Below are 19715 nucleotides of genomic sequence, written 5' to 3' on the forward strand. Positions count from 1 at the left end.
AGTCTGATATGCGAAGTAAAACGCCTGCGTGTAGGAGAAACCGCCATGACCGCCCTTCTTGACCACATCGACCCCGACGGATTGCTGGAATATTCGGTGGTATTCACCGACCGCTCGCTCAATCACATGTCCGCCAGCTTTCAACAGGTCATGCGGGATATCTCGGGCATATTGAAGGATGTCTATAACGCCGATGCAGTTGCTTTGGTTCCCGGTGGCGGCAGCTATGGGATGGAAGCTGTCGCCCGTCAATTCGGCGCCGACGCCCATGCGCTGATCGTTCGTAATGGATGGTTTTCCTACCGCTGGACCCAGATTTTCGACGCTGGTCAGTTCACCGCCGATACCACGGTCTGCATGGCCCGTCAGACTGGCAACGGCGATGTCGAACCCTTCACCCCTGCCCCGATTGAGGAAGTCACCGCCAAAATCCGCGAAGTGAAGCCCGACGTCGTCTTTGCCCCGCATGTGGAAACTTCGGCCGGACTTATCCTGCCTGATGATTACGTGACCGCGATGGCGGACGCGGCGCATGAGGTCGGCGCGTTGATGGTGTTGGATTGCATCGCCTCGGGCTGCGCTTGGATTGACATGAAGGCCACCGGCGTTGACGTTTTGATCTCGGCCCCGCAAAAGGGTTGGTCAGCCTCACCCTCAGCCGGGTTGGTGATGATGTCCGACCGTGCTGTAAAGCGCATGGAAAGCACCAGTTCCAACAGTTTTGCGATTGATCTGAAAAAATGGCATTCGATCATACAGGCTTATGAAAACGGCGGCCATGCCTACCATGCCACCATGCCCACCGACGCGCTGCGCGCTTTCCGTGATACGATGCTGGAAACCCGCGAATACGGGTTCGACAAACTGCGCGATGCCCAATGGGCATTGGGGAATGGCGTGCGCGCTATGTTGGCCGGGCGCGGCATCAGATCGGTCGCGGCAGAGGGCTTCGGCGCACCGGGTGTTGTGGTCAGCTATACCGATGATCCCGACATTCAGAACGGCAAAAAATTCGCTGCTGAAGGAATGCAGATCGCCGCGGGCGTTCCACTGCAATGTAACGAGCCTGAGGGTTTCCGCACCTTCCGTCTGGGCCTGTTCGGGCTAGACAAGCTTTATGACGTGCCCGCAGCCCTGAAGCGTCTCGAAGACGTTTTCGACAAGGTGCTTTAGCCCCGCGCGCCAAGCCCCAGTTGCATGATCGTCTTGCGCACCGGCGCCAGAGAATAGATCGCGTTCAACGCCATCGCACGCGCATCTCGCAAGGGCTGCGCGCGCATCATCGACGCCCGGTTCAGAAGGTCGATCCCCGTGACCCGCGCCAGTATTTCAGCGTGGCGGCGGCGATGATAGGTCTCAAGCATGGTCAGATCACCCAAACGATCTGGTGCGGCCTCGGCCAATTCCAGCAACACCCGCATATCCCCCAACGACATGTTCAGCCCCTGCGCTCCGATGGGCGGCACCACATGGGCCGCCTCGGCCACCAGGGCCAGGCGTTCCGCATAAAGCGTCGAAGCGATCTGACTGATGATCGGCCAGACCGTACGACGCGACGCCAATGTGAGCGGACCGAAAAGGTGACAGGACCGCTGGTTCATTGCGCCCTCGAAATCAGCCTGCGGCAGAGCGGAGAGGCGTTGCACTTCTGCCCCTTCCTCCATCCAGACTACTGCCGAGGACGGGCGCCCTTCATAATCAGGTAGCGGGACCAGCGTAAAGGGCCCACCTGAGCGGTGGATCTCGGTTGAGACATTGCCATGCGGAATTGGGTGCGTCACGGCAAAGGCCAGCGCCTTTTGCCCGTAATGGGTTGTTTTCACGTCAATTCCCGCTGCTTCGCGCATCGGCGAATTCCGACCATCAGCGGCAATCACTAGACGGCAGCGCACCCGGCGGCCATCGCTCAGGCCTACACGAGCCTCACCCTCCCTGGTGAAAAGCGATGTGGTGCCCTTACCGGGGAGAAAGCTAACATTGGGCAGGCTTTCCAGATGGGCGACCATCTCACGCCGCAAAAGCCAATTGGGCAGGTTCCAGCCAAAGGGCTTGTCCGAGATATCGGAGGCGTCGAATTCCTTGGTGATGCGCGGCTCGGGCTCGATCCCACCGGCATCAACGATCCGCATCACCTGCAGATCGGCAGCATGTGGTTCCAGCCTTGCCCACAACCCCGACTTTTCCAGCAACGCCTGCGCCGGTTGTAAAAAAGCCGTTGTGCGCAGATCCGATCCGGCCTGATCACGCGTCGTGACCGGAGGTGCCGGATCAAGGCACAGAACCGTAAACCCCGCCGATCCAAAGACGCTGGCCGCGGTCAGCCCTGCAACCCCGCCGCCCGACACGACGATATCGTATTCAAAACCGATCATTGCGCGGCCCTCCTGTCAGACAGATAGGCGTGAACCTGGACGATTTCCAAGTGGCAGCGCGTCACAGCAGCCTCTCCAGAAAACGGGCCAGATCATCGGTGTGATGGTGGATATGCGCGTGATCCTCTGCCTCGGGTGCCACATGAACGGTGCGCATTCCCATTGCATGCGGCGCCTTGAGGTTGCGCGCTTCGTCTTCGAACATGGCCGACCGGCGCGGGTCTACACCGTCTCGCGCGAACACGGCATCGAACGCCTCTTGCTGCGGTTTGGGTAGAAACCCTGCGTGTTCAACGCCATAGACCGAATGAAATACACCCGCAAGACCACGCTGTGCGATGACACGCTCGGCATAAGGCGCGCAGCCATTGGTGTAGACAATCTTGCGCCCCGGCAAAGCGTGGATGCAAGACCTGAGTTCTGGGTCGGGATCCAAGTGATCCAGCGAAATCTCGTGCACCGCGACCAGATAAGGATCGGGGTCGATATCATGCTCATTCATCAGCCCGGCCAGGGTTGTGCCGTGTTCATGCCAGTATTTGGTGCGCAACCGGTCCGCTTCGGCCCGGTCAACGCCCAACGCACCCATCACGTATTGCGTCATTTTCACCTCGATCTGATCGAAAAGACGCGCCCGGGGTGGGTAAAGCGTATTGTCGAGGTCAAAAACCCAAGTGTCGACGTGGTTGAAATACTGCTTTGGCATAGCCTCAAACTAGGCACCTGCGACAAGAGTCGCAATCGCCAAGGCTTGATTGCGGCACCAAAGCGCGGCTAGGGTCGTGGAATCATAGTGCATGAGGGATATCCACCGCATGAAAACACCGCAAAAAGACGCCTATACGCTGATACTCGAAGCGATTGACATGGGAACCTACAAGCCCGGCGACCGCTTGGTGGAAAGCGATTTGGCTGATCAGTTCGGCGTGTCCCGCACCCCCATTCGCGAGGCGCTTCAGCGGTTGGAAACACAGTCATTGCTGACCCGGGACGGACGCAGCCTGATCGTGTCATCGCTGGATCACAATCAACTTGCCGAACTTTATGTCGTACGCGCTGAACTTGAGGCGCTGGCCGCCAATCTGGCCGCCCGGCACGCCACCGACGAAGAGGTGCGCGTGTTGCAGGACATGGTGGAGGATGATCGTGCCCTGATGGGCAATCCGACGGCACTGGCGCGCGCCAACCGACGGTTTCACAAACAAATTCACCTGGCGTCTCACAACCGCTTTTTGGTGCAGCAGTTGGGATTGGTACATCAGTCGATGGCGCTGATGGCAACCACCTCACTGGCCGCCGCGGGCCGTGATCAGGACGCATTGGATGAGCATCAGGCGATTGTAACCGCCATTGCCGAACGCAATCCCGAAGCGGCTGGCAATGCTCTCAAAGCGCATATTTCAAAAGCTTTCGTGACGCGGCTCAAGCTCGATTCCGGAGAGGTCAGCAGCATCGTCTGATCTCGGTGGCGCCACTGCAACAAGCGACAACCCGTGCGCGGTCTTATCCCAGAAAAATGGTTTTAGAACAAGCTCGTAAAGGGCTTTGTACGCCGCTATTGCGCCCAATGGAGAGTAAAAATGCATGGTTGGAGCCCAAGCAATAAGATGCTTGTGCCTGCGTCCCGAAACAGCGGTTGCATGGATTGCGATATTCAGCACCTCAACCGATAGGAACATACTCCCCAAAGCGACCAGAGCCGAATAAGGCAAAATGGCTTCCAACGGGTGATAGAAGCCGAAAAGAACCAGCCAGAAGGACCAAAGGAACGGTGCCAGAATGAACTGTGAAAGCGCTGTCAGGAAATGTGCCTGAAATCCCCAGAATTTCCACGCGCCAAGCTGCCGATATAACAACCCGGGCTGCCGCATATGCACAAGATATGTCGTCATATAACCCTTCAACCATCGTGACCGCTGCTTGATCCAGGGCCAAGGGCGGCAATTGGCTTCTTCCTCGGTCACGGTGTCGATCATCTCGGTCCGGTAGCCGTGGCGCGCCAGTCGGAAACCCAAATCGGCATCTTCTGTCACATTATGCGCATCCCAACCGCCCAGCTCTTCCAGCACTTTACGGCGGAAATAGAGAGTCGTGCCGCCCAATGGGATGGCGAAGCCAAGCCGTGCCAAGCCCGGCAGCATCAAGCGGAACCATGTCGCATATTCAATGGTAAAGCAGCGCGCCAGCCAATTCTGACGTGGATTATAGTAATCCAGCACCCCTTGCAGGCAGACAACATCCGGCGGGGCGGATTGAAACCTGCGGGCGACAATGGTGATCTGATCCGGATCAGGCGCATCTTCGGCGTCAAAAATACCGATGATATCCCCCTGGCAGAAATCCAGTGCATAGTTCATCGCCCGCGGCTTTGTTCGGGGTGAACCTTCGGGCACGATGACAGGGCGGATCCAGGGTGGCAGGTCGATGCCAGCCAGTGTTTTACGCGTGGTCTCGTCCTCCTCTTCCATCACCAGGATCACATCCAGAAGACACTTGGGATAGGTCAACCGCGTCAGACGGGCAATGAGAGCATGGGCGATTTCGGTCTCCCGGAAAAGCGGCACGAGGATTGATACCTTGGGCAGTCGTTGCTTGGGTTTGTTAACCACTTCTGGTTTTTCACGATTGGTGACACTGGCAATGAAGGCGGATGTTTTCAGCACGGCGGCTACGGCAAGGGTAAACGCAGCCCATAAAACAAAGGCGATTATATACTTAACAAAGCAGGCCGAAAATGGTAGAGAAAAACGGACAGGCCGGTATAGATGATCCCTTTGAGAGGGCGGTGTGGAGTTGGTTTGGTGAAGTCGAGTCCGACTACGCCAATGATGGACACTTGGATGTTTCATTGCTTCGCGAGCGCCTTGAGGATTTTGGCGTAGTCATCAATGTCGCGGTTGGTAATGCCAGCAATCTCTTGGAACGCGATAGCGGCATCAGTTAGGTCATTGATGCGGTCACGAAGTTTTTCGGCATCCATATCACGCCCTTTGACTTTGAGGCCGTTCGAAATATCTCGCTTATCGAATTCCACATAGGTCCAGTCGTTGTTGCAGCCAATGATGCTGTGAAATACGTGATTGCGTGCTGCGATGTTCAGAACTTTACGCAGCGCCTTTATGATTTCGTCGTGGTTCTCAGGTTTTATGTCTAAGGTAAGCGATATGGCAATCTCATGCTTTGCCTTGGCGCCCAGGGATGCAAATATGATATGGTTGTGTTTAGGTGAGATACCGAGCAGCCGCATGCAGTGGACCTCTACGGCAATCTCAAAAGATGACCACGAGATATGGAGTAACCCGATGAATGGCGGTACGTCCAAGGGCTTTGAAGATACAGTCAAGAGCCTTCTCCGAATGAAGCCTAAACCCCACAAGGGAAAGGCGGATAACGAGAAGGAGGGCGACGGAGCAGACCGCCGCCCTCCCGCTAGCAGCACCTCAAAAGAGGATAACTAGCACTTACGGGGCTTCCGACGGGTATGTTTAGTAACCTTCACCGTCTTAGTCCCGCCTTTGGGTTTGGTTTTGCAACCGCACCCACCTTTGCGTTTAGTCGCCATTGGATTTGCTCCATAGGTTTCTAGGGTGGAAACAGCCACCCGCTCCGAGGGTGCCGGATTGCACCGTCAATCCATAAACCGATGCGAATCGGCTCTCGGAGAACGCAAAGGGAACATAGCAGATTGTGGGCGATATTAGGAGTCGCCCGCATCATCTAGTAGGGATTTGAGAAATTTCTGAAACGCTTTGCGGGACCAGACCTGATTAGGTACTCGCCCGTGCGTCAGTCCGCCGATAGGTGAGGCGCTTGCCTTCTGCACCTTTCAGGATCGAATTAGCGCGCGTCGTATCGTCAATATCGTTGGCAATACGGTTGTTGTAACGGAACTCAAACTCAGCCGCGTAACGGTGCAGGTGTTGACGGCCACAGTGCTGATAGACGCCTTTCATGCCACGCTTGAAAACGGAGAAATAACCCTCAATCGTGTTGGTGTGTACGTCACCGCGAACGTATTCGCCTTTGCCGTGGGCCGTGAAATCATGGTGCGCAAATTCATTCTTGAGATTGCGATACTGACCAGCCTCATCGGTGTAGACTACGGCCTCTTTGGCAATGTTCTCACGCAGGATAGGCAGCAACGTAGTTTGCTTAAGGTCATCTACCACGATTGAACGTGCTTTGCCGGTGGTGCGATCCACCAGCGACAGGATTTTGTACTTGTGGGCGTATCCGCGTCCCTTCTTGGTGCCTACGGGCTTCCTGGACTTGTCGCGGCCAATGAATGTCTCATCGACTTCGACAGTGCCACCACCGCCGCCAAACGACACGGGATCGTCATTGCGCATTGCCTCACGGATGCGGTGGAACATGAACCACGCGGTTTTATACGTCACACCTATGGTGCGATGCAGTTGATGGGCTGAAATGCCCTTCTTGGACGAGGCCATAAGGAAGGTGGCCAGCAACCACTTATTGAGCGGAACCTTGGAGCGCTCGAAAACAGTGCCGACAGTCACGGTGAATTGCTTGCGGCAGTCACCACACTGGTAGAGGCCGGGGCGGTGCTTGGAGCCTTCCAGCTTCTTACACTTCTCAGTCCCGCCACAATGGGGGCAGAACACGCCGTCAGACCAGCGCGAGGCTTCAAGATACTCGCGGGCTACGTCTTTGTCGGTAAAGATGGGGTCGGTTAGGTTCATGACTTCAACTCCTTGATACTTATATGGGAATCAAGGGTTGCTTTGTCAAGTATATAATCGCCAAAACAAACGCCCCCAACATGATTGTAGGAAACGCCAGGGCCAGCCCCACCAAGCCCATCAGAAAAGTGATCGTCATTCCCAACCTTCTACCAAATGTATTTCCCCAGGTGCGGCAGCTTTCGATGGTGGGAACGCGGGCCTGAGCGGCCTCTGTCAGCACCTCGCGATGGCGCTCTGCCACCGTTTCAAGGATGGTATCGCGCGGTCCGATGACCAGGTTTGCACTTGCTATTTCAATCGGTAAATCCGGCGCGACAGCTCTGAACTCTTCAGGATTACTGACCGCAACCGCTGTCCGGCCCTTGCCCTCGGCAAAAGGTAGAATGCCATATTTCAGTAATTTTTGTGGCTCCAGCGACGTAATGGCTGGCTTTGTTTCAGCCAGTTCGCTCGCGCTTAGCGTTCGGGTTGTTAAACGTTTGGCATGGATTTTCAACAAATCCTGTTCCGACGTCAAACCCTCGGCGCGCAGAATACGATCAAGTGATGTGTCACAATGCCGGCCAACCAGTTGCGCAAGTGCGGCATCCGATTGAGATATCGCGCCGGCCTGCACCAAATCACTTTCCAATGAATTGTGCGGGCCGGCAACCTTCAGCGACTGCGTGTCCAGCTGCCGCAGCTCCGAAATACCCATAGGTTACTCCTTACCGACTTCACCGGCGAGGAGTTTCGTTCACGTAGGTTAATGACGCGTAAACAATAAGTTAACCGAACCTTAAAAATTTTCGGAAAACTCAGTTCATAGATGCAGCAAACCGTTCAAAAAGGTAAAAGCTGTCCTGTGGTCCGGGGCTGGCTTCGGGGTGGTGCTGGACCGAAAAAACCGGGCGGTCGCGCATCCGAATTCCACAATTCGATCCATCAAACAGTGACACATGGGTCTCGACCACATCATCTGGCAGGGTCTGACTATCGACGGCAAACCCATGATTCATCGACGTGATCTCGACCTTGCCGGTCTCGACCTCCTTCACCGGGTGATTGGCCCCGTGATGGCCGTGGTTCATCTTGATCGTCTTGGCCCCAAGCGCCAGTGCCAGCATCTGATGACCAAGGCAAATGCCAAAAACTGGTATGTCCTTGTCCAACACGCCCTTGATCATCGGCACAGCATATTCGCCGGTTGCCGCCGGATCGCCAGGACCGTTTGAAAGAAACACACCGTCGGGCGCGTGGGCCAGAACATCCTCAGCCGTTGCCGTAGCGGGCAATACCGTCACTTCGCATCCAGCACTGGCAAGGCAACGCAGGATGTTGCGTTTTGCACCATAGTCCACCGCTACCACCTTGTGTTTGGGACTCTCCTGACGGGTGTAACCCTCGGGCCAGGCCCACCGCATTTCATCCCAACGATAGGATTGCGCGCAGGTAACCTGTTTGGCCAAATCCATGCCTTCCAGACCGACAAAGCTGCGTGCTTTTTCAACCAATCCGGCAGCATCGAAATTGCCGTCAGGGTCATGGGCCAAGGCCACATGTGGCGCGCCCTGATGCCGGATGGCGCGGGTCAGGCGACGTGTATCCACCCCACCGATGGCGATCCGGCCGCGGCCCGCCAGCCATTCAGACAGATTTTGCGTTGCACGCCAGCTACTTGGCTCGGTCGGGTCCCATTTTACCACCATCCCTGCCGCAACCGGATCGGCGGTCTCGTCATCTTCGGCGTTGACGCCGGTATTGCCGATATGGGGAAAGGTGAAAGTGACGATCTGACCGGCATAGGATGGGTCGGTCATAATCTCCTGGTAGCCAGTCATGGCGGTGTTGAAACAGAGTTCCGCGGTGGTTTCGCCCGTCGCGCCAAAGCCGCGACCAAAGAATAACGTCCCGTCCGCGAGGGCCAGACAAGCGGTCGGGTGAGGCTGCGGGGCATGCGCCATGATAGGGAATCTCCGGATGTGCAAATTGTCGCGAAACTAAGGGGGTGCCCGGCGCGGGTCAAGAGCCAAGATACATTGGATAAAGCCAATAAAATAAGGGGTAACGTTAGGTGACAGGTGGTTGCCTCTTTTCTCGGATTTCGATAGGGTGAATGACTTATGACCAACCATGGGGATGGAACGGTATGGACATGCGCGAACGCGTCAACTCGGCCCTGAAACAGGCCATGAAGGACAAGGCGGCCGACCGTCTTACGACGCTGCGGCTGATCAACGCCGCGATCAAGGATCAGGAGATTGCCCTGCGCGGAGCAGATGGCGACACACAGATCGGAGATGCGGAAATCCTTGCAATCCTTGGGAAAATGACCAAGCAGCGCAAGGAAAGTGCCAGTGCCTACGAAGAAGGCGGACGTTTGGATCTGGCGGAGCGGGAACGGAATGAGATCACGGTGATCGAGGAATTCCTGCCGCGCCAGATGGATGACGAGGAAGTCGACGCGGCGATCGAAAAAGCCATCAGCGACATCGGCGCAAGTTCGATCCGGGACATGGGCAAGATCATGGGCACGCTCAAGGAAAGTTACACCGGCCAGATGGATTTTGGTGCGGTGGGACCAAAGGTCAAAGAGAAGCTCTGCGCGAGCAGCGCGTAAGCTTCGACGCCCCCGGACACGTTTTCAGGAAAGAACAGCAATACGTACAAAGCGTACGTGTCGTACGCTGATTGCGTACGTTTTCCATCATTGGTGTCCGGATGCGCAGCCCGACCTGTCAAGAGGCCTCTGCCGGGCGCAATGCGTCGGTGAGTTCACCGAAGAGCGCCACACGCTCCTCTTCGGACAGGAACGATCCGATCTCGACCTCGCGGTCACTGCCCTTAAGCGTCAGATAATGATCGACCGGCCCACCAGTGGGATGCATCAGAAGGCGCGTCCAATACCGGTTGCAATCCCATTCCTGCCGATCGCCCTTGGGATTGGTCCGCACCAGATGGACCTGAGTTTCGCCGATTGTCAGCTCTTCGTGCAGACGGGCATCGCGGTAGGATTTTTCCAGCGCCCACCACAGCCCCGCCACCGCCAAAAGCAGGAATGGCAAGAGACCCCAGAGCACAACAGTGCCCAACAGGGGGTATAGCGGGATGGTAATCAGGGTGAATGTGCCCAGAATGAACGCGGCAAATCCACGTCGGGGTAACGACCGGTGCGGCCAGAGCGTCAGACACGTCTGCGGCACCGGATCGGAATGTGTGGTCCATTCGTAGGGCATAACTCTATCTTAGCGCAGTCCGTCGCTGAAGGAAGTGCGGCCAAACGAAACGTGTCCGCAATTTCTTGCGAACACGTAAATCATCGGGCCTTAACCCCTAGGTTCTGGCGTGTGTCAGATCAGTTCAGGGTAACGCGCGTCGGCGGACGATAGAAATGGTGCTGTCCGATCGACGTGGTGCGGGTGAACTTGCGCGACCAGCGCGGGTTGACGGCGCGGGTGTGATAGAAGGTGGCACCATCGGTCAGTTTGCGCGGTGCGCCGCTGACCATCATTTTCGCGACCTTGCCGACCCGTTTGAAGGCACGCGGTTCGTTGATGATTTCCTTGAAACCATCGCAAGTATAGGTGAACTGACACTGGTATTTGCGGCCTGTGCCCTGATTGATCACGTCACAGACGGTATCGGGGAAGCGCGGGCTGTCGACGCGGTTCAGGATCACCTCTGCCACGGCAAACTGACCCTTCACGCTTTCACCGCGCGCTTCGAAGTACAGCGCTTCGGCGAGGCAGGCCCATTCATCGCCGCCTTTGACGGCAGGTTGTGCATCCAGCCATTCGCGGGAATACCCGATTTTAGTGTCTTCAACATAAACATAAGTGGCAAGGCGTGTTTCGGAATAAAGATTTCCATTGGCATGCGCTTTCTGCTCCAACTCATTGGTTGGGGCTTCGGCCGACGCGGCGGTCGCAGATGCCATAAAAAAGGCTAAAAGAATTCTAAACATTGACTTCTCTCCGTGCACTTTAGGCTTTACGCCCATAAGCATCCGGGGCAATTAACGAAATCTTAGGCCTGCGTCCACCCCGACACAGGGCCCGGTTTCGTGCCGAGAAATTTTCGGAAAGGTTTTGTGGCCAAAATGTGGCCGATGTTGCGCGGGATTGCCCGTTCGCTACCCGATCTTGCTATGGACCGCAAGCTGTGCGGCAGCAAGTCGCGCCACCGGAACCCGGAACGGAGAGCAGGATACATAGTCAAATCCTGCTGCACGGCAAAATGCGATTGATTCGGGGTTACCGCCATGTTCCCCACAGATCGACATGACCACATCCGGATTGGCCGCGCGGGCACGATCTGCGCCGATCTGCAACAGCTCTCCCACCCCATCGACATCAAGCGTATGGAACGGATCTTCGGGGTAGACGCCCTGGCGCACATAATCCGACATAAACCGGCCCGCGTCATCGCGCGACAGCCCATAGGTCATCTGGGTCAGGTCATTGGTGCCGAAGCTGAGGAAGGACACCAGCGGCGCGATTTCGGCGGCGCGCAGGGCAGCACGCGGGGTTTCGACCATGACGCCCAAGCGGTAGGTGAAATCCTCGCCGGTCTCATTGCGCACGGCGGCGGCGGCGGAATCGATCCGGGTCTTGACGATCTCGACCTCCCGCCGGGCTGAAACCAGCGGGATCATGATTTCGGGCACGATCGGATCGGGGCCTTTCTGACTGGCCTCGACCGCGGCCTCAAAGATTGCACGGGCCTGCATGTCGTAAATCTCGGGCACGGTAATACCCAGACGCACCCCGCGCATGCCCAGCATGGGATTGTATTCACCCAAGGCCTCGACCCGGCGGGTCACGGTCGAAAGCGGCAAATCAAGCGCCTCGGCCAGTTGCAGGTGCCCCGTGCGATCTGTGGGCAGGAATTCGTGCAAGGGCGGGTCAAACAGACGGATGCAGACCGGTTTGCCCCGCATGATGCGGAAAAGCTCGATAAAGTCGGCACGTTGCATCGGCAGCAGCAATTCGAGCGCTGCGGCCCGGTCGGCGCTTGTGTCGGCAAAGATCATCTCGCGCATGACTGTCAGACGATCTTCTTCGAAGAACATATGCTCGGTCCGGCAAAGGCCGATGCCCTGCGCCTTGAAGCTATGGGCCAGATCGGCGTCAGCGGGCGTATCGGCATTGGCCCGTACCGAGATGTCGCGGATATCGTCGGCCCAGGTCATCAGTTTTTTCAGCGCGTCGTCGCGGGCGGATTCCAAGAGCGGCGTTTCGCCTGCCAGAACCTCGCCGTCGGTGCCGTTCAGGGTAAGGGTCTCACCTTCTTTCACGATCCGCCCATCGGGGAAGGTCAGTTGTTTCTTGCGTGGTTGAAAGCGGATATCCGAGGCCCCTACAACGCAGGGCAGGCCGATGCCGCGCCCGATCACAGCGGCGTGGCTGGTGATGCCCCCGCGTTCGGTCAGCACGCCGACGGCGGCATGCATGCCGCGCACATCTTCGGAACTGGTTTCGCGGCGCACCAGGATGCAAGCCTCGCCCCGTGCGTCATAGGCCTGTGCCTCGGTCGCGGAAAAGACGATGGCACCGGCGGCGGCCCCCGGGCTGGCGGCGATGCCCCGGGCCAGCACGTCACGGTCGGCCTCGGGATCGACCTGCCGGTGCAGAAGTTCATTGAGCGCGCGCGGTTCGACCCGCATCAACGCCTCTTCGCGCAGGATGATACCGTCATCGGCAAGCGCCACGGCGATGGCCACGGCGGCACGGGCGTTACGCGCTACACGAACGCCATCCAGCAGGTAGACCTTGCCGTTCTCGATGGTGAATTCGGCCTGCATTTCCTCGCGCAGCTTGGTGCGCATCAGGTCGGTATGCTTGCGCAATTCTTCGAACGCATCGGGGCACTGATCCTCAAGCGAGGGGCCTCGCGGATCACGGGTCAGGTAGATGGCATCGCCATTGGCGGTCAGCGCCTCGCGCCCCTGGGATTGCGACAGGTAACGCCCGGTAATCTGGCGCACGCCGGTTTCACTGTTAACCAGTTGCATCACGCCCGAGCCGCATTCGCCCGCGCCCAGCCCAAGTGCCAGCGACTGCACCACAAGGCCCAGTCCGGCATCGGCGGGCGCCCCCTTGGCCTGACGGAGCAGCCGGGCGGTCGTGCCTTCCCAGGCGCGGGCCATCGAGCGCAGCACCTCGGCCAATTGAGTGGCGGCGTCTTGCGGGAACTCTTCGTCGGTTTCTTCGGCATAGGCGTGCAAAGATTGCCTGAGACCCCTGACCGGATCCTCGGAGACATCATCGAACATATCGGGGTCGAGCCGGGCCACGTGAATGGCGTAGGACTGGATGAAGCGCAGATAGAGCGTGGCGGCGGGTTCTTTGCCGATGCTTTCGCAGAGCTGGCGGTAGAGCGTATCGTTCATGCCGATGTTGAGAACGGCACCGGGACCGCCCCAATCCGGGCTTTCCGAGGATGGCCGCACACAAAGCAGCGGCGCTCTATCAAAATGGGCCAGCAGGGCCAGCATATCGGGCATATCGCCTGATGCGATACCATGCACCGCGTTGAAAGAGAGCGCCACCGCTCGCGGCACCGGCAGTTCAAGCCGCGCCAGACGTTGCAGACATTTAGCCCGGCCGCCATGGGTTTCGGCCGCCATCGGCGCGTCTGGCGTGATCAGGGTGATATCCGGGTCGTTTTGCTGCACTGCGGCACCTTTTCTGCTTCGGTGCAGCATAAGCCGGATGCCGCACAAGGCAAGCCCCACAAATCAGCCAGAGTTACCCCGGCGGCACCCTGCCCCGCGCCTACCCTTCGATCCGGGTCAGATCGGCGGCTTGCAGGCAGATTTGCCGGATGCGGGACAGCAGGTTCAATCGGTTGCGGCGAATGATGTCGTTTTCTGTATTGACCTGGACACCCTCGAAAAAGGCATCAATCGGCGCGCGCAGGGCGGCCATCGCAGCCATCGCCCCGGCAAAATCCTCGGATTTGAGCGCAGTTGTGATCGCCGGTTCGCCGGTGTCGAGGGCCTTGAACAGCGCTTTTTCCACGTCCGTCTCGGCAAATTTCGCATCCGCGCCATAGGAGTATTCGACGCCGTCCTTCTCTTCCGCCTGCGTGAGGATGTTGTTGGCGCGTTTGAAGCCTTGGAGAAGGTTCTCGCCATCCTCGGTCTTGAGGAAATCACTGAGCGCGGTGGCGCGTTTGACCAGCAGGGCCAGATCGTCATTTCCCGTCATCGTGATGCAGGCGTCGATCACATCGTGACGGATACCCTTGTCACGCAGATAGACCTTGAGACGATCATGGAAGAAAGACAGCAGGTCCGTCGCCACCATGCTAGCATCCGCGGTGGTGATGCCGAGATCCTGGTAGATAATCTGCGTGACTTCTTCCGGCGCATGGTTATCGCCCTTGAGCGATTCAGCGACCTCTTTGATCTTGCCCAGGAAACTTGCGGGGTCTGCGGGCACCGGGTCCGAGCGCCCCCGGATCCAGTTGGCCAAAACGCCACCCTGATGGCTGTTGTTATCGCGCGCAGCATCAAGCCAATGGCGTTGTGCTGCGGCCTGCGCGTTCTGGACATTGCGGGCAAGAACCGGCGTCAAGGGCAGGGTCAGATTGTTTTCCAGGATCAGGCGAGTGGCGCCAAGGGCGGCACGGCGCAGGGCAAACGGGTCTTTCGAGCCGGTTGGCTTTTCGTCGATGGCCCAGAAACCGGTTAGAACATCAAGTTTGTCTGCCAAAGCCACGGCGACTGAAACCGGCGCGGTGGGAACAACATCGGACGGGCCCAACGGCGAATAATGTTCTTCGCTGGCCTGCCCCAAATCGTTGGGCAGGTCGGCCGCGTCGGCATAATAGCGGCCCATGAGGCCCTGAAGTTCGGGGAATTCATAGACCATCTCGGAACTCAGATCGGCCTTGGCGACGCGGGCAGCCTGCTGCGCCAGATCGGCGTCGGCCCCGACCACGGGTGCGATCTCACGGGCAAGTGCGGCGATGCGGTCGATGCGCTCAGCCTGAGAGCCCAGTTTGTTGTGGAAGGTGACGTTGGCGAGGCTGTCGGTCCATGTCTCCATCCCCGATTTGGCCACGCGCAGATCATTCTCCCAGAAGAATTTGGCATCGGCCAGCCGGGCCGAAAGCACCTTCTGGTTGCCCGCCAGAATGGTCGCGCCATGATCGGCGGTCTGGGTGTTGGCGACGGTGATGAAGCGCTCAATCTTGCCGGTCTTGGGGTTCTTGACCGAGAAGAATTTCTGATGCTCGCGCATGCTGGTTTGCAGCACTTCGGGCGGCAGGTCGAGGAATTCAGCGTCAATCGTCCCCATCAGAACCACGGGCCATTCGACAAGTCCTGCAACCTCAGCCAACAGTCCCTTGTCCTCAACCACCTCCAGCCCGGCGGCGAAAGCCTGATTTGTGGCGTCTTGCCAGATGTGATCGGCGCGTTCGGTAGCATCAAGCACCACATGCGCGCGTTTGAGTTTTGACTGATAGTCATCGAAACTGGTGACAGCGACGGTGTTGGGTGCAAGAAAACGGTGACCCCGGGTGGTGTTGCCCGCGATCAGCGTGTCGATCTCAAGCGGGACGGTCTGTACCTCACCAGCGTCATCGGTGAGAATGCAGAGGATCGAATGAAGCGGGCGAACCCATCGCAGACTGCCCGCGCCCCAGCGCATGGATTTAGGCCAGGGAAAGTTGCGGATTACCTGCTCCAGCACCTCGGCCACGATGTCCGAAGCGTGCCGACCGGGTTTGGTGATGGTGGCAAAATAGACCTCGCCCTTCTTCTCGGCGCGCACTTCAAGATCGTCGCGGGAGACCCCGGCCCCGCGCAGAAACCCTTCGATCGCCTTTTCCGGCGCGTCGGTGCGGGGACCTTTGCGTTCTTCCTTGACCGTGGGGCTTTCTGCCAAGAGGCCCTGGACCGTCAGCGTCAGGCGGCGTGGTGTGGAAAACGCGGCGACCCCTGCATAGGTCAGGCCGGCCTCGACCAGACCATCGGTCATGCGCGATTGCAGGTCCGCCGCCGCGCGCGATTGCATGCGGGCGGGAATTTCCTCGGAGAAGAGTTCGATCAGAAGATCAGGCATATCGGTCAGTACCCATTTGGTGGTTCGGGGCAGTTTTCAGGGGCGCGGTTGCCGTCAAAGACGACCTCGCCGCATTCATTGATCTGGTGCCAAGCATAGCCGCGGCCATCGTCGGTGATGGCAACGACCCGGTCGATGCCATACTGGACATCCTTCTGGCCAAGAAAGGCCAGTGCGGTGCCGGCCTCAAGCTCGGCCCCCAGGGCTTCTGCATCGAAACACTCGAACCAGTCGGGCGCGGTCAGAGGTTCGGCGGCCTCATAAAGCTCGTAGGTTTCGGTCAACATCGCGGTGCTCATGCTGGTGGTGAAGCAGGCGCGATAGCGAATGGGTGAGCTGGTGGCGTCGATGGCCTGAAAACCCTCGTAAAGCACCGGCTCGGACTGGCCCGTGACCAGCGAGACCATCTGCACGTCATCGGTGCCGGTCGCTGCGACCTCATCATAGAAATGATACACCTGAAGGTAATACATGGCCGCTCCGGCCACCAAGGCTGTAATCAAGATCGCCCCCGCTAGGATTTTTCCGGTCACGCTGCGGCGCCCCCGGCATCGGTCTGAACGAAGGCGTCGGCGCATTGTTTGGCCAGCGCACGGACGCGGCCAATATAGGCCTGGCGTTCGGTGACCGAGATCACGCCACGCGCATCCAGCAGATTGAAGATGTGGCTGGCCTTGATGCACTGATCATAGGCAGGATGGGCCATTATGATGCGCTTGCCGGTTTTCGGATCGTTATGGTCCTGTTCAAGTATGGCCTTGCACTCAGCCTCTGCCTCTTCGAAATGCCTGAGCAGCACCTCGGTATTGGCGACGTCGAAATTCCAGCGCGAATATTCCTGCTCGGTCTGACGGAAGACATCGCCGTATTTGAGGGCAATCGGCGCGTCAGGGTCGTTGAAGGGCATGTCCATCACGTGGTCGATGCCAAGCACATACATCGCCAGACGTTCCAGCCCATAGGTCAGCTCACCCGAGACCGGGTGGCAATCATGTCCGCCGACCTGCTGGAAATAGGTGAATTGGCTGACTTCCATACCGTCGCACCAGACCTCCCAACCCAAGCCCCAGGCGCCCAGGGTGGGGCTTTCCCAGTCATCCTCGACAAAGCGGATATCATGCATCTCCATGTCGATGCCGATGGCGCGGAGCGAGCCAAGATAAAGCTCTTGCAGATCGGGCGGGCTGGGTTTGATCAGCACCTGATACTGATAGTAATGCTGCAACCGATTGGGGTTTTCGCCGTACCGCCCGTCGGTGGGGCGGCGTGAGGGCTGGACATAGGCCGCGGCCCAGGGTTTGGAGCCCAGCGAGCGCAGGGTTGTCGCGGGATGGAAGGTACCGGCACCGACCTCCATGTCGTAGGGCTGCATCACGGCGCAACCTTTGCCGGCCCAATAGGATTGAAGCCTCAGGATGATTTCCTGAAAACTGCGTGGTTTGTCGGTGGTCCCAGACATGGCTGCCCCTTGGGTTTTCCCCTGAAATTGCCGCCCTTACCTACGGTCCCGGCGCAGAAGGGTCAATTGCGCGAATGTGCATATTTTGGGTGCGTCTGCTGGTAGATTTGGTAAAACTCTGTCAGTGAGGAAAACAGGACGTTCCGGGCAAGGACAAGAGTAGGTTATGACGCGCATTTTTATCGCGGTAGTTTTCGCCATAGGTCTGGCGGTGCCGGCAGCATTTTCACAAGGTCAGAACCTGGCCTGGGTACAGATCGAGGCGCAGCCCAGTCTGGCGCGGGCGCAGGCCAGTATCCGGCGTTACGCGGCAGAGTTGCAGGATGTGAGTGGTTTCACCATTCGCGGCGGCTGGTACGCGATTGCCCTTGGGCCATATACACCTGAGGATGCCGAACGTGTGCTGGAGGTCTATCGCTTTGAACGTGTGATCCCGCGTGACAGCTATATCGCGCGCAGTTCCGATTACGGGCAGCAATTCTGGCCCGTGGGGGCGAATGTGCTGAACCGCCCTGCCCTAACAGCCCCTGAGGCGGCCCCTGATCCCGACCCACAGATCACCATCGCCGAGCCGGATACGATGCCCGACCCGGTGATCGAACCTGCGCCAGCAGACGAAACCCTGCGCGAAGCGCGCGCCAGCGAACGCCTGCTGAGCCGCGAGGAGCGCGCCGAGTTGCAGGTGGCGCTGAAATGGGCCGGGGTTTACGAGGGCCGGATCGATGCCGCCTTTGGCCGTGGCACCCGCGCCTCTATGGAGCGCTGGCAGGAAGCCAACAATTATGACCCCACGGGCGTGTTGACGACCAATCAGAGGGCCGAGCTTTTCCGTCAGTATAATGCGGTACTTGAAGGGCTGGATCTGAAATATGTGCGCGACGAAACCATGGGCATCGAGATGAAACTGCCGATGGGTGTCGTCGAATTCACCAGATACGAACCTCCGTTTGCCCATTTCAACTCCACCGGTGACGTTGATGCGAGGGTCTTGCTGATCTCGCAGGAGGGGGATGAAAACACACTGATCGGTCTTTACGATATCATGCAGACGCTTGAAATCGTCCCTGAGACCGGGCCGCGCAATCTGGAGCAGGACAGCTTTACGCTGATCGGTGAAGGGGCGCTGATGATCTCGCACACGCAGGCCTGGCTGGAGGATGGCAAGATCAAGGGTTTCACGCTGATCTGGCCTGCCGGAGACGAAGAGAGGCGCACTCGTCTGCTGGCAGAGATGCAGGCCAGTTTCAACCGGCTGGGCGGTGTATTGGACCCCGCTGCCGGGTCGACCGAAGACCAGAGCATTGATCTGATCGCCGGGCTAGAAGTACGCAAACCGCGCCTGACACGGTCAGGTTTTTTCGTAGACAATGACGGCACGGTGGTGACAACCACGGATGTGGTCGAAAGCTGTGGACGGATCACGATCGACCAGGATTATGATGCAGAGGTTGCGATCAGCAACACGGCCCTTGGCGTTGCCGTGCTGCGCCCACAAGAAGATCTGGCCCCGATCTCGGTCGCACGGTTCCAAAGCGGCACGCCGCGATTGCAATCGGTCGTCGCGGTGGCGGGATATTCCTATGGTGGTATTCTGGGCGCGCCGACGCTGACCTTCGGCCAACTGGCCGATCTGCGCGGTCTGAACGGCGAAGAACAGATGAAACGTCTGGCCCTGGCACCGCTTTCGGGCGACGCCGGCGGACCGGTGATCGACGCCGGCGGCGCGGTTCTGGGAATGCTGCTGCCCGAACCGGCGGGCGGGCGGAAACTGCCCGAAGGCGTCAGCTTTGCTGCGGATGCGGAGGCGGTACAAGAGGTGCTGGACGCGGCAGGTATAGCGGCAACAGCCATTTCAGGAACCGGCGACGTCGCCCCCGAAGTGCTGACCCGTAACGCGTCGGACATGACAGTATTGGTCAGCTGCTGGGAGTGAACAGCGTTTCGTCGCTGATCCAACAACCGGTACCAGCAGCGCCTACCCTTTTCAGTTCTTTAGAACGTATGGGTTTCACCCACTCTACGGTGTTGATCGCAATCGACGCTCTGCGGGACATAGCGGGCTTCCCTTGATTTTCTATCAACGTCAGCTTCGGCTGATTGCTCATTGGCTATTGCCTTACTCATT

16 protein-coding genes and 1 pseudogene are annotated in these 19715 nt (G+C 58.4%); 4 read left to right on the top strand and 13 right to left on the bottom strand.

The genetic code is table 11. The annotated features are described in order from the left end of the window. Positions 1 to 45 precede the first annotated feature (45 nt). Positions 46 to 1173, top strand: coding sequence for an aminotransferase class V-fold PLP-dependent enzyme (locus Q1B27_RS05535; protein WP_299844759.1), 1128 nt, complete (start codon positions 46 to 48; stop codon positions 1171 to 1173). Here the strand turns inward: Q1B27_RS05535 and Q1B27_RS05540 are convergent. Further along, complete coding sequence (locus Q1B27_RS05540) at positions 1170 to 2372, bottom strand: UbiH/UbiF family hydroxylase (RefSeq protein ID WP_299844762.1); 1203 nt, start codon at positions 2370 to 2372, stop codon at positions 1170 to 1172. The genes Q1B27_RS05535 and Q1B27_RS05540 overlap by 4 nt on opposite strands. A gap of 61 nt (positions 2373 to 2433) precedes the next feature. Further along, positions 2434 to 3078 (bottom strand): pyrimidine 5'-nucleotidase, encoded by a 645-nt coding sequence (locus Q1B27_RS05545; protein WP_299844765.1) that lies wholly within the window; start codon positions 3076 to 3078, stop codon positions 2434 to 2436. A 109-nt stretch (positions 3079 to 3187) separates the two neighbouring features. Here Q1B27_RS05545 and Q1B27_RS05550 point away from each other — a divergent pair, with 109 nt between their 5' ends. Continuing rightward, positions 3188 to 3832, top strand: coding sequence for a GntR family transcriptional regulator (locus tag Q1B27_RS05550; protein ID WP_299844768.1), 645 nt, complete (start codon positions 3188 to 3190; stop codon positions 3830 to 3832). Here Q1B27_RS05550 and Q1B27_RS05555 read toward each other — a convergent pair. The 5 genes and pseudogenes from Q1B27_RS05555 to carA all read right to left on the bottom strand — a co-directional run. Then, positions 3773 to 5068: pseudogene (locus Q1B27_RS05555) on the bottom strand (glycosyltransferase); the annotation flags it as partial. The gene Q1B27_RS05550 and the pseudogene Q1B27_RS05555 overlap by 60 nt on opposite strands. Before the next feature lie 149 nt (positions 5069 to 5217). After that, positions 5218 to 5715: a hypothetical protein gene (locus tag Q1B27_RS05560; protein ID WP_299844771.1), complete on the bottom strand. Its 498-nt coding sequence runs from the start codon at positions 5713 to 5715 to the stop codon at positions 5218 to 5220. A 424-nt stretch (positions 5716 to 6139) separates the two neighbouring features. Further along, positions 6140 to 7075 carry an IS1595 family transposase gene (locus Q1B27_RS05565; protein WP_299844774.1) on the bottom strand — a complete coding sequence of 312 codons (936 nt, stop codon included), beginning with the start codon at positions 7073 to 7075 and terminating at the stop codon, positions 6140 to 6142. Positions 7076 to 7094: 19 nt separating this feature from the next. After that, positions 7095 to 7694, bottom strand: coding sequence for a hypothetical protein (locus tag Q1B27_RS05570; RefSeq protein ID WP_299844904.1), 600 nt, complete (start codon positions 7692 to 7694; stop codon positions 7095 to 7097). 181 nt (positions 7695 to 7875) lie between these two features. After that, positions 7876 to 9021, bottom strand: a complete 1146-nt coding sequence (gene carA / locus Q1B27_RS05575) for a glutamine-hydrolyzing carbamoyl-phosphate synthase small subunit (protein WP_299844777.1) — start codon at positions 9019 to 9021, stop codon at positions 7876 to 7878. Between the two features lie 185 nt (positions 9022 to 9206). Here carA and Q1B27_RS05580 point away from each other — a divergent pair, with 185 nt between their 5' ends. Further along, positions 9207 to 9677, top strand: a complete 471-nt coding sequence (locus tag Q1B27_RS05580; RefSeq protein WP_299844907.1) for a GatB/YqeY domain-containing protein — start codon at positions 9207 to 9209, stop codon at positions 9675 to 9677. A gap of 118 nt (positions 9678 to 9795) precedes the next feature. On the opposite strand, the gene Q1B27_RS05585 is transcribed toward Q1B27_RS05580, so the two are convergent. From Q1B27_RS05585 to Q1B27_RS05610, 6 genes are all read right to left on the bottom strand, one after another. Continuing rightward, positions 9796 to 10293, bottom strand: coding sequence for a DUF2244 domain-containing protein (locus tag Q1B27_RS05585; protein ID WP_299844780.1), 498 nt, complete (start codon positions 10291 to 10293; stop codon positions 9796 to 9798). Between the two features lie 119 nt (positions 10294 to 10412). After that, positions 10413 to 11021 carry a cell wall hydrolase gene (locus tag Q1B27_RS05590; RefSeq protein ID WP_299844783.1) on the bottom strand — a complete coding sequence of 203 codons (609 nt, stop codon included), beginning with the start codon at positions 11019 to 11021 and terminating at the stop codon, positions 10413 to 10415. Positions 11022 to 11189: 168 nt separating this feature from the next. Next, entirely contained in the window at positions 11190 to 13763 is a 2574-nt protein-coding gene (locus tag Q1B27_RS05595; protein WP_299844786.1) for a putative PEP-binding protein, read from the bottom strand. A gap of 70 nt (positions 13764 to 13833) precedes the next feature. Next, complete coding sequence (gene glyS, locus Q1B27_RS05600; protein WP_299844789.1) at positions 13834 to 16131, bottom strand: glycine--tRNA ligase subunit beta; 2298 nt, start codon at positions 16129 to 16131, stop codon at positions 13834 to 13836. Between the two features lie 5 nt (positions 16132 to 16136). Then, positions 16137 to 16664 carry a DUF6446 family protein gene (locus Q1B27_RS05605; protein ID WP_299844791.1) on the bottom strand — a complete coding sequence of 176 codons (528 nt, stop codon included), beginning with the start codon at positions 16662 to 16664 and terminating at the stop codon, positions 16137 to 16139. Continuing rightward, positions 16661 to 17590: a glycine--tRNA ligase subunit alpha gene (locus Q1B27_RS05610; protein ID WP_299844793.1), complete on the bottom strand. Its 930-nt coding sequence runs from the start codon at positions 17588 to 17590 to the stop codon at positions 16661 to 16663. Before Q1B27_RS05610 ends, Q1B27_RS05605 begins: the two co-directional genes overlap by 4 nt. 166 nt (positions 17591 to 17756) lie before the next feature. On the opposite strand from Q1B27_RS05610, the gene Q1B27_RS05615 reads away from it, so the two are divergent. Beyond that, positions 17757 to 19523: a trypsin-like peptidase domain-containing protein gene (locus tag Q1B27_RS05615; RefSeq protein WP_299844795.1), complete on the top strand. Its 1767-nt coding sequence runs from the start codon at positions 17757 to 17759 to the stop codon at positions 19521 to 19523. Positions 19524 to 19715 lie beyond the last annotated feature (192 nt).

Source organism: uncultured Roseovarius sp., assembly GCF_947489715.1.
In the GTDB taxonomy this organism is placed as follows: Bacteria; Pseudomonadota; Alphaproteobacteria; order Rhodobacterales; family Rhodobacteraceae; genus Roseovarius.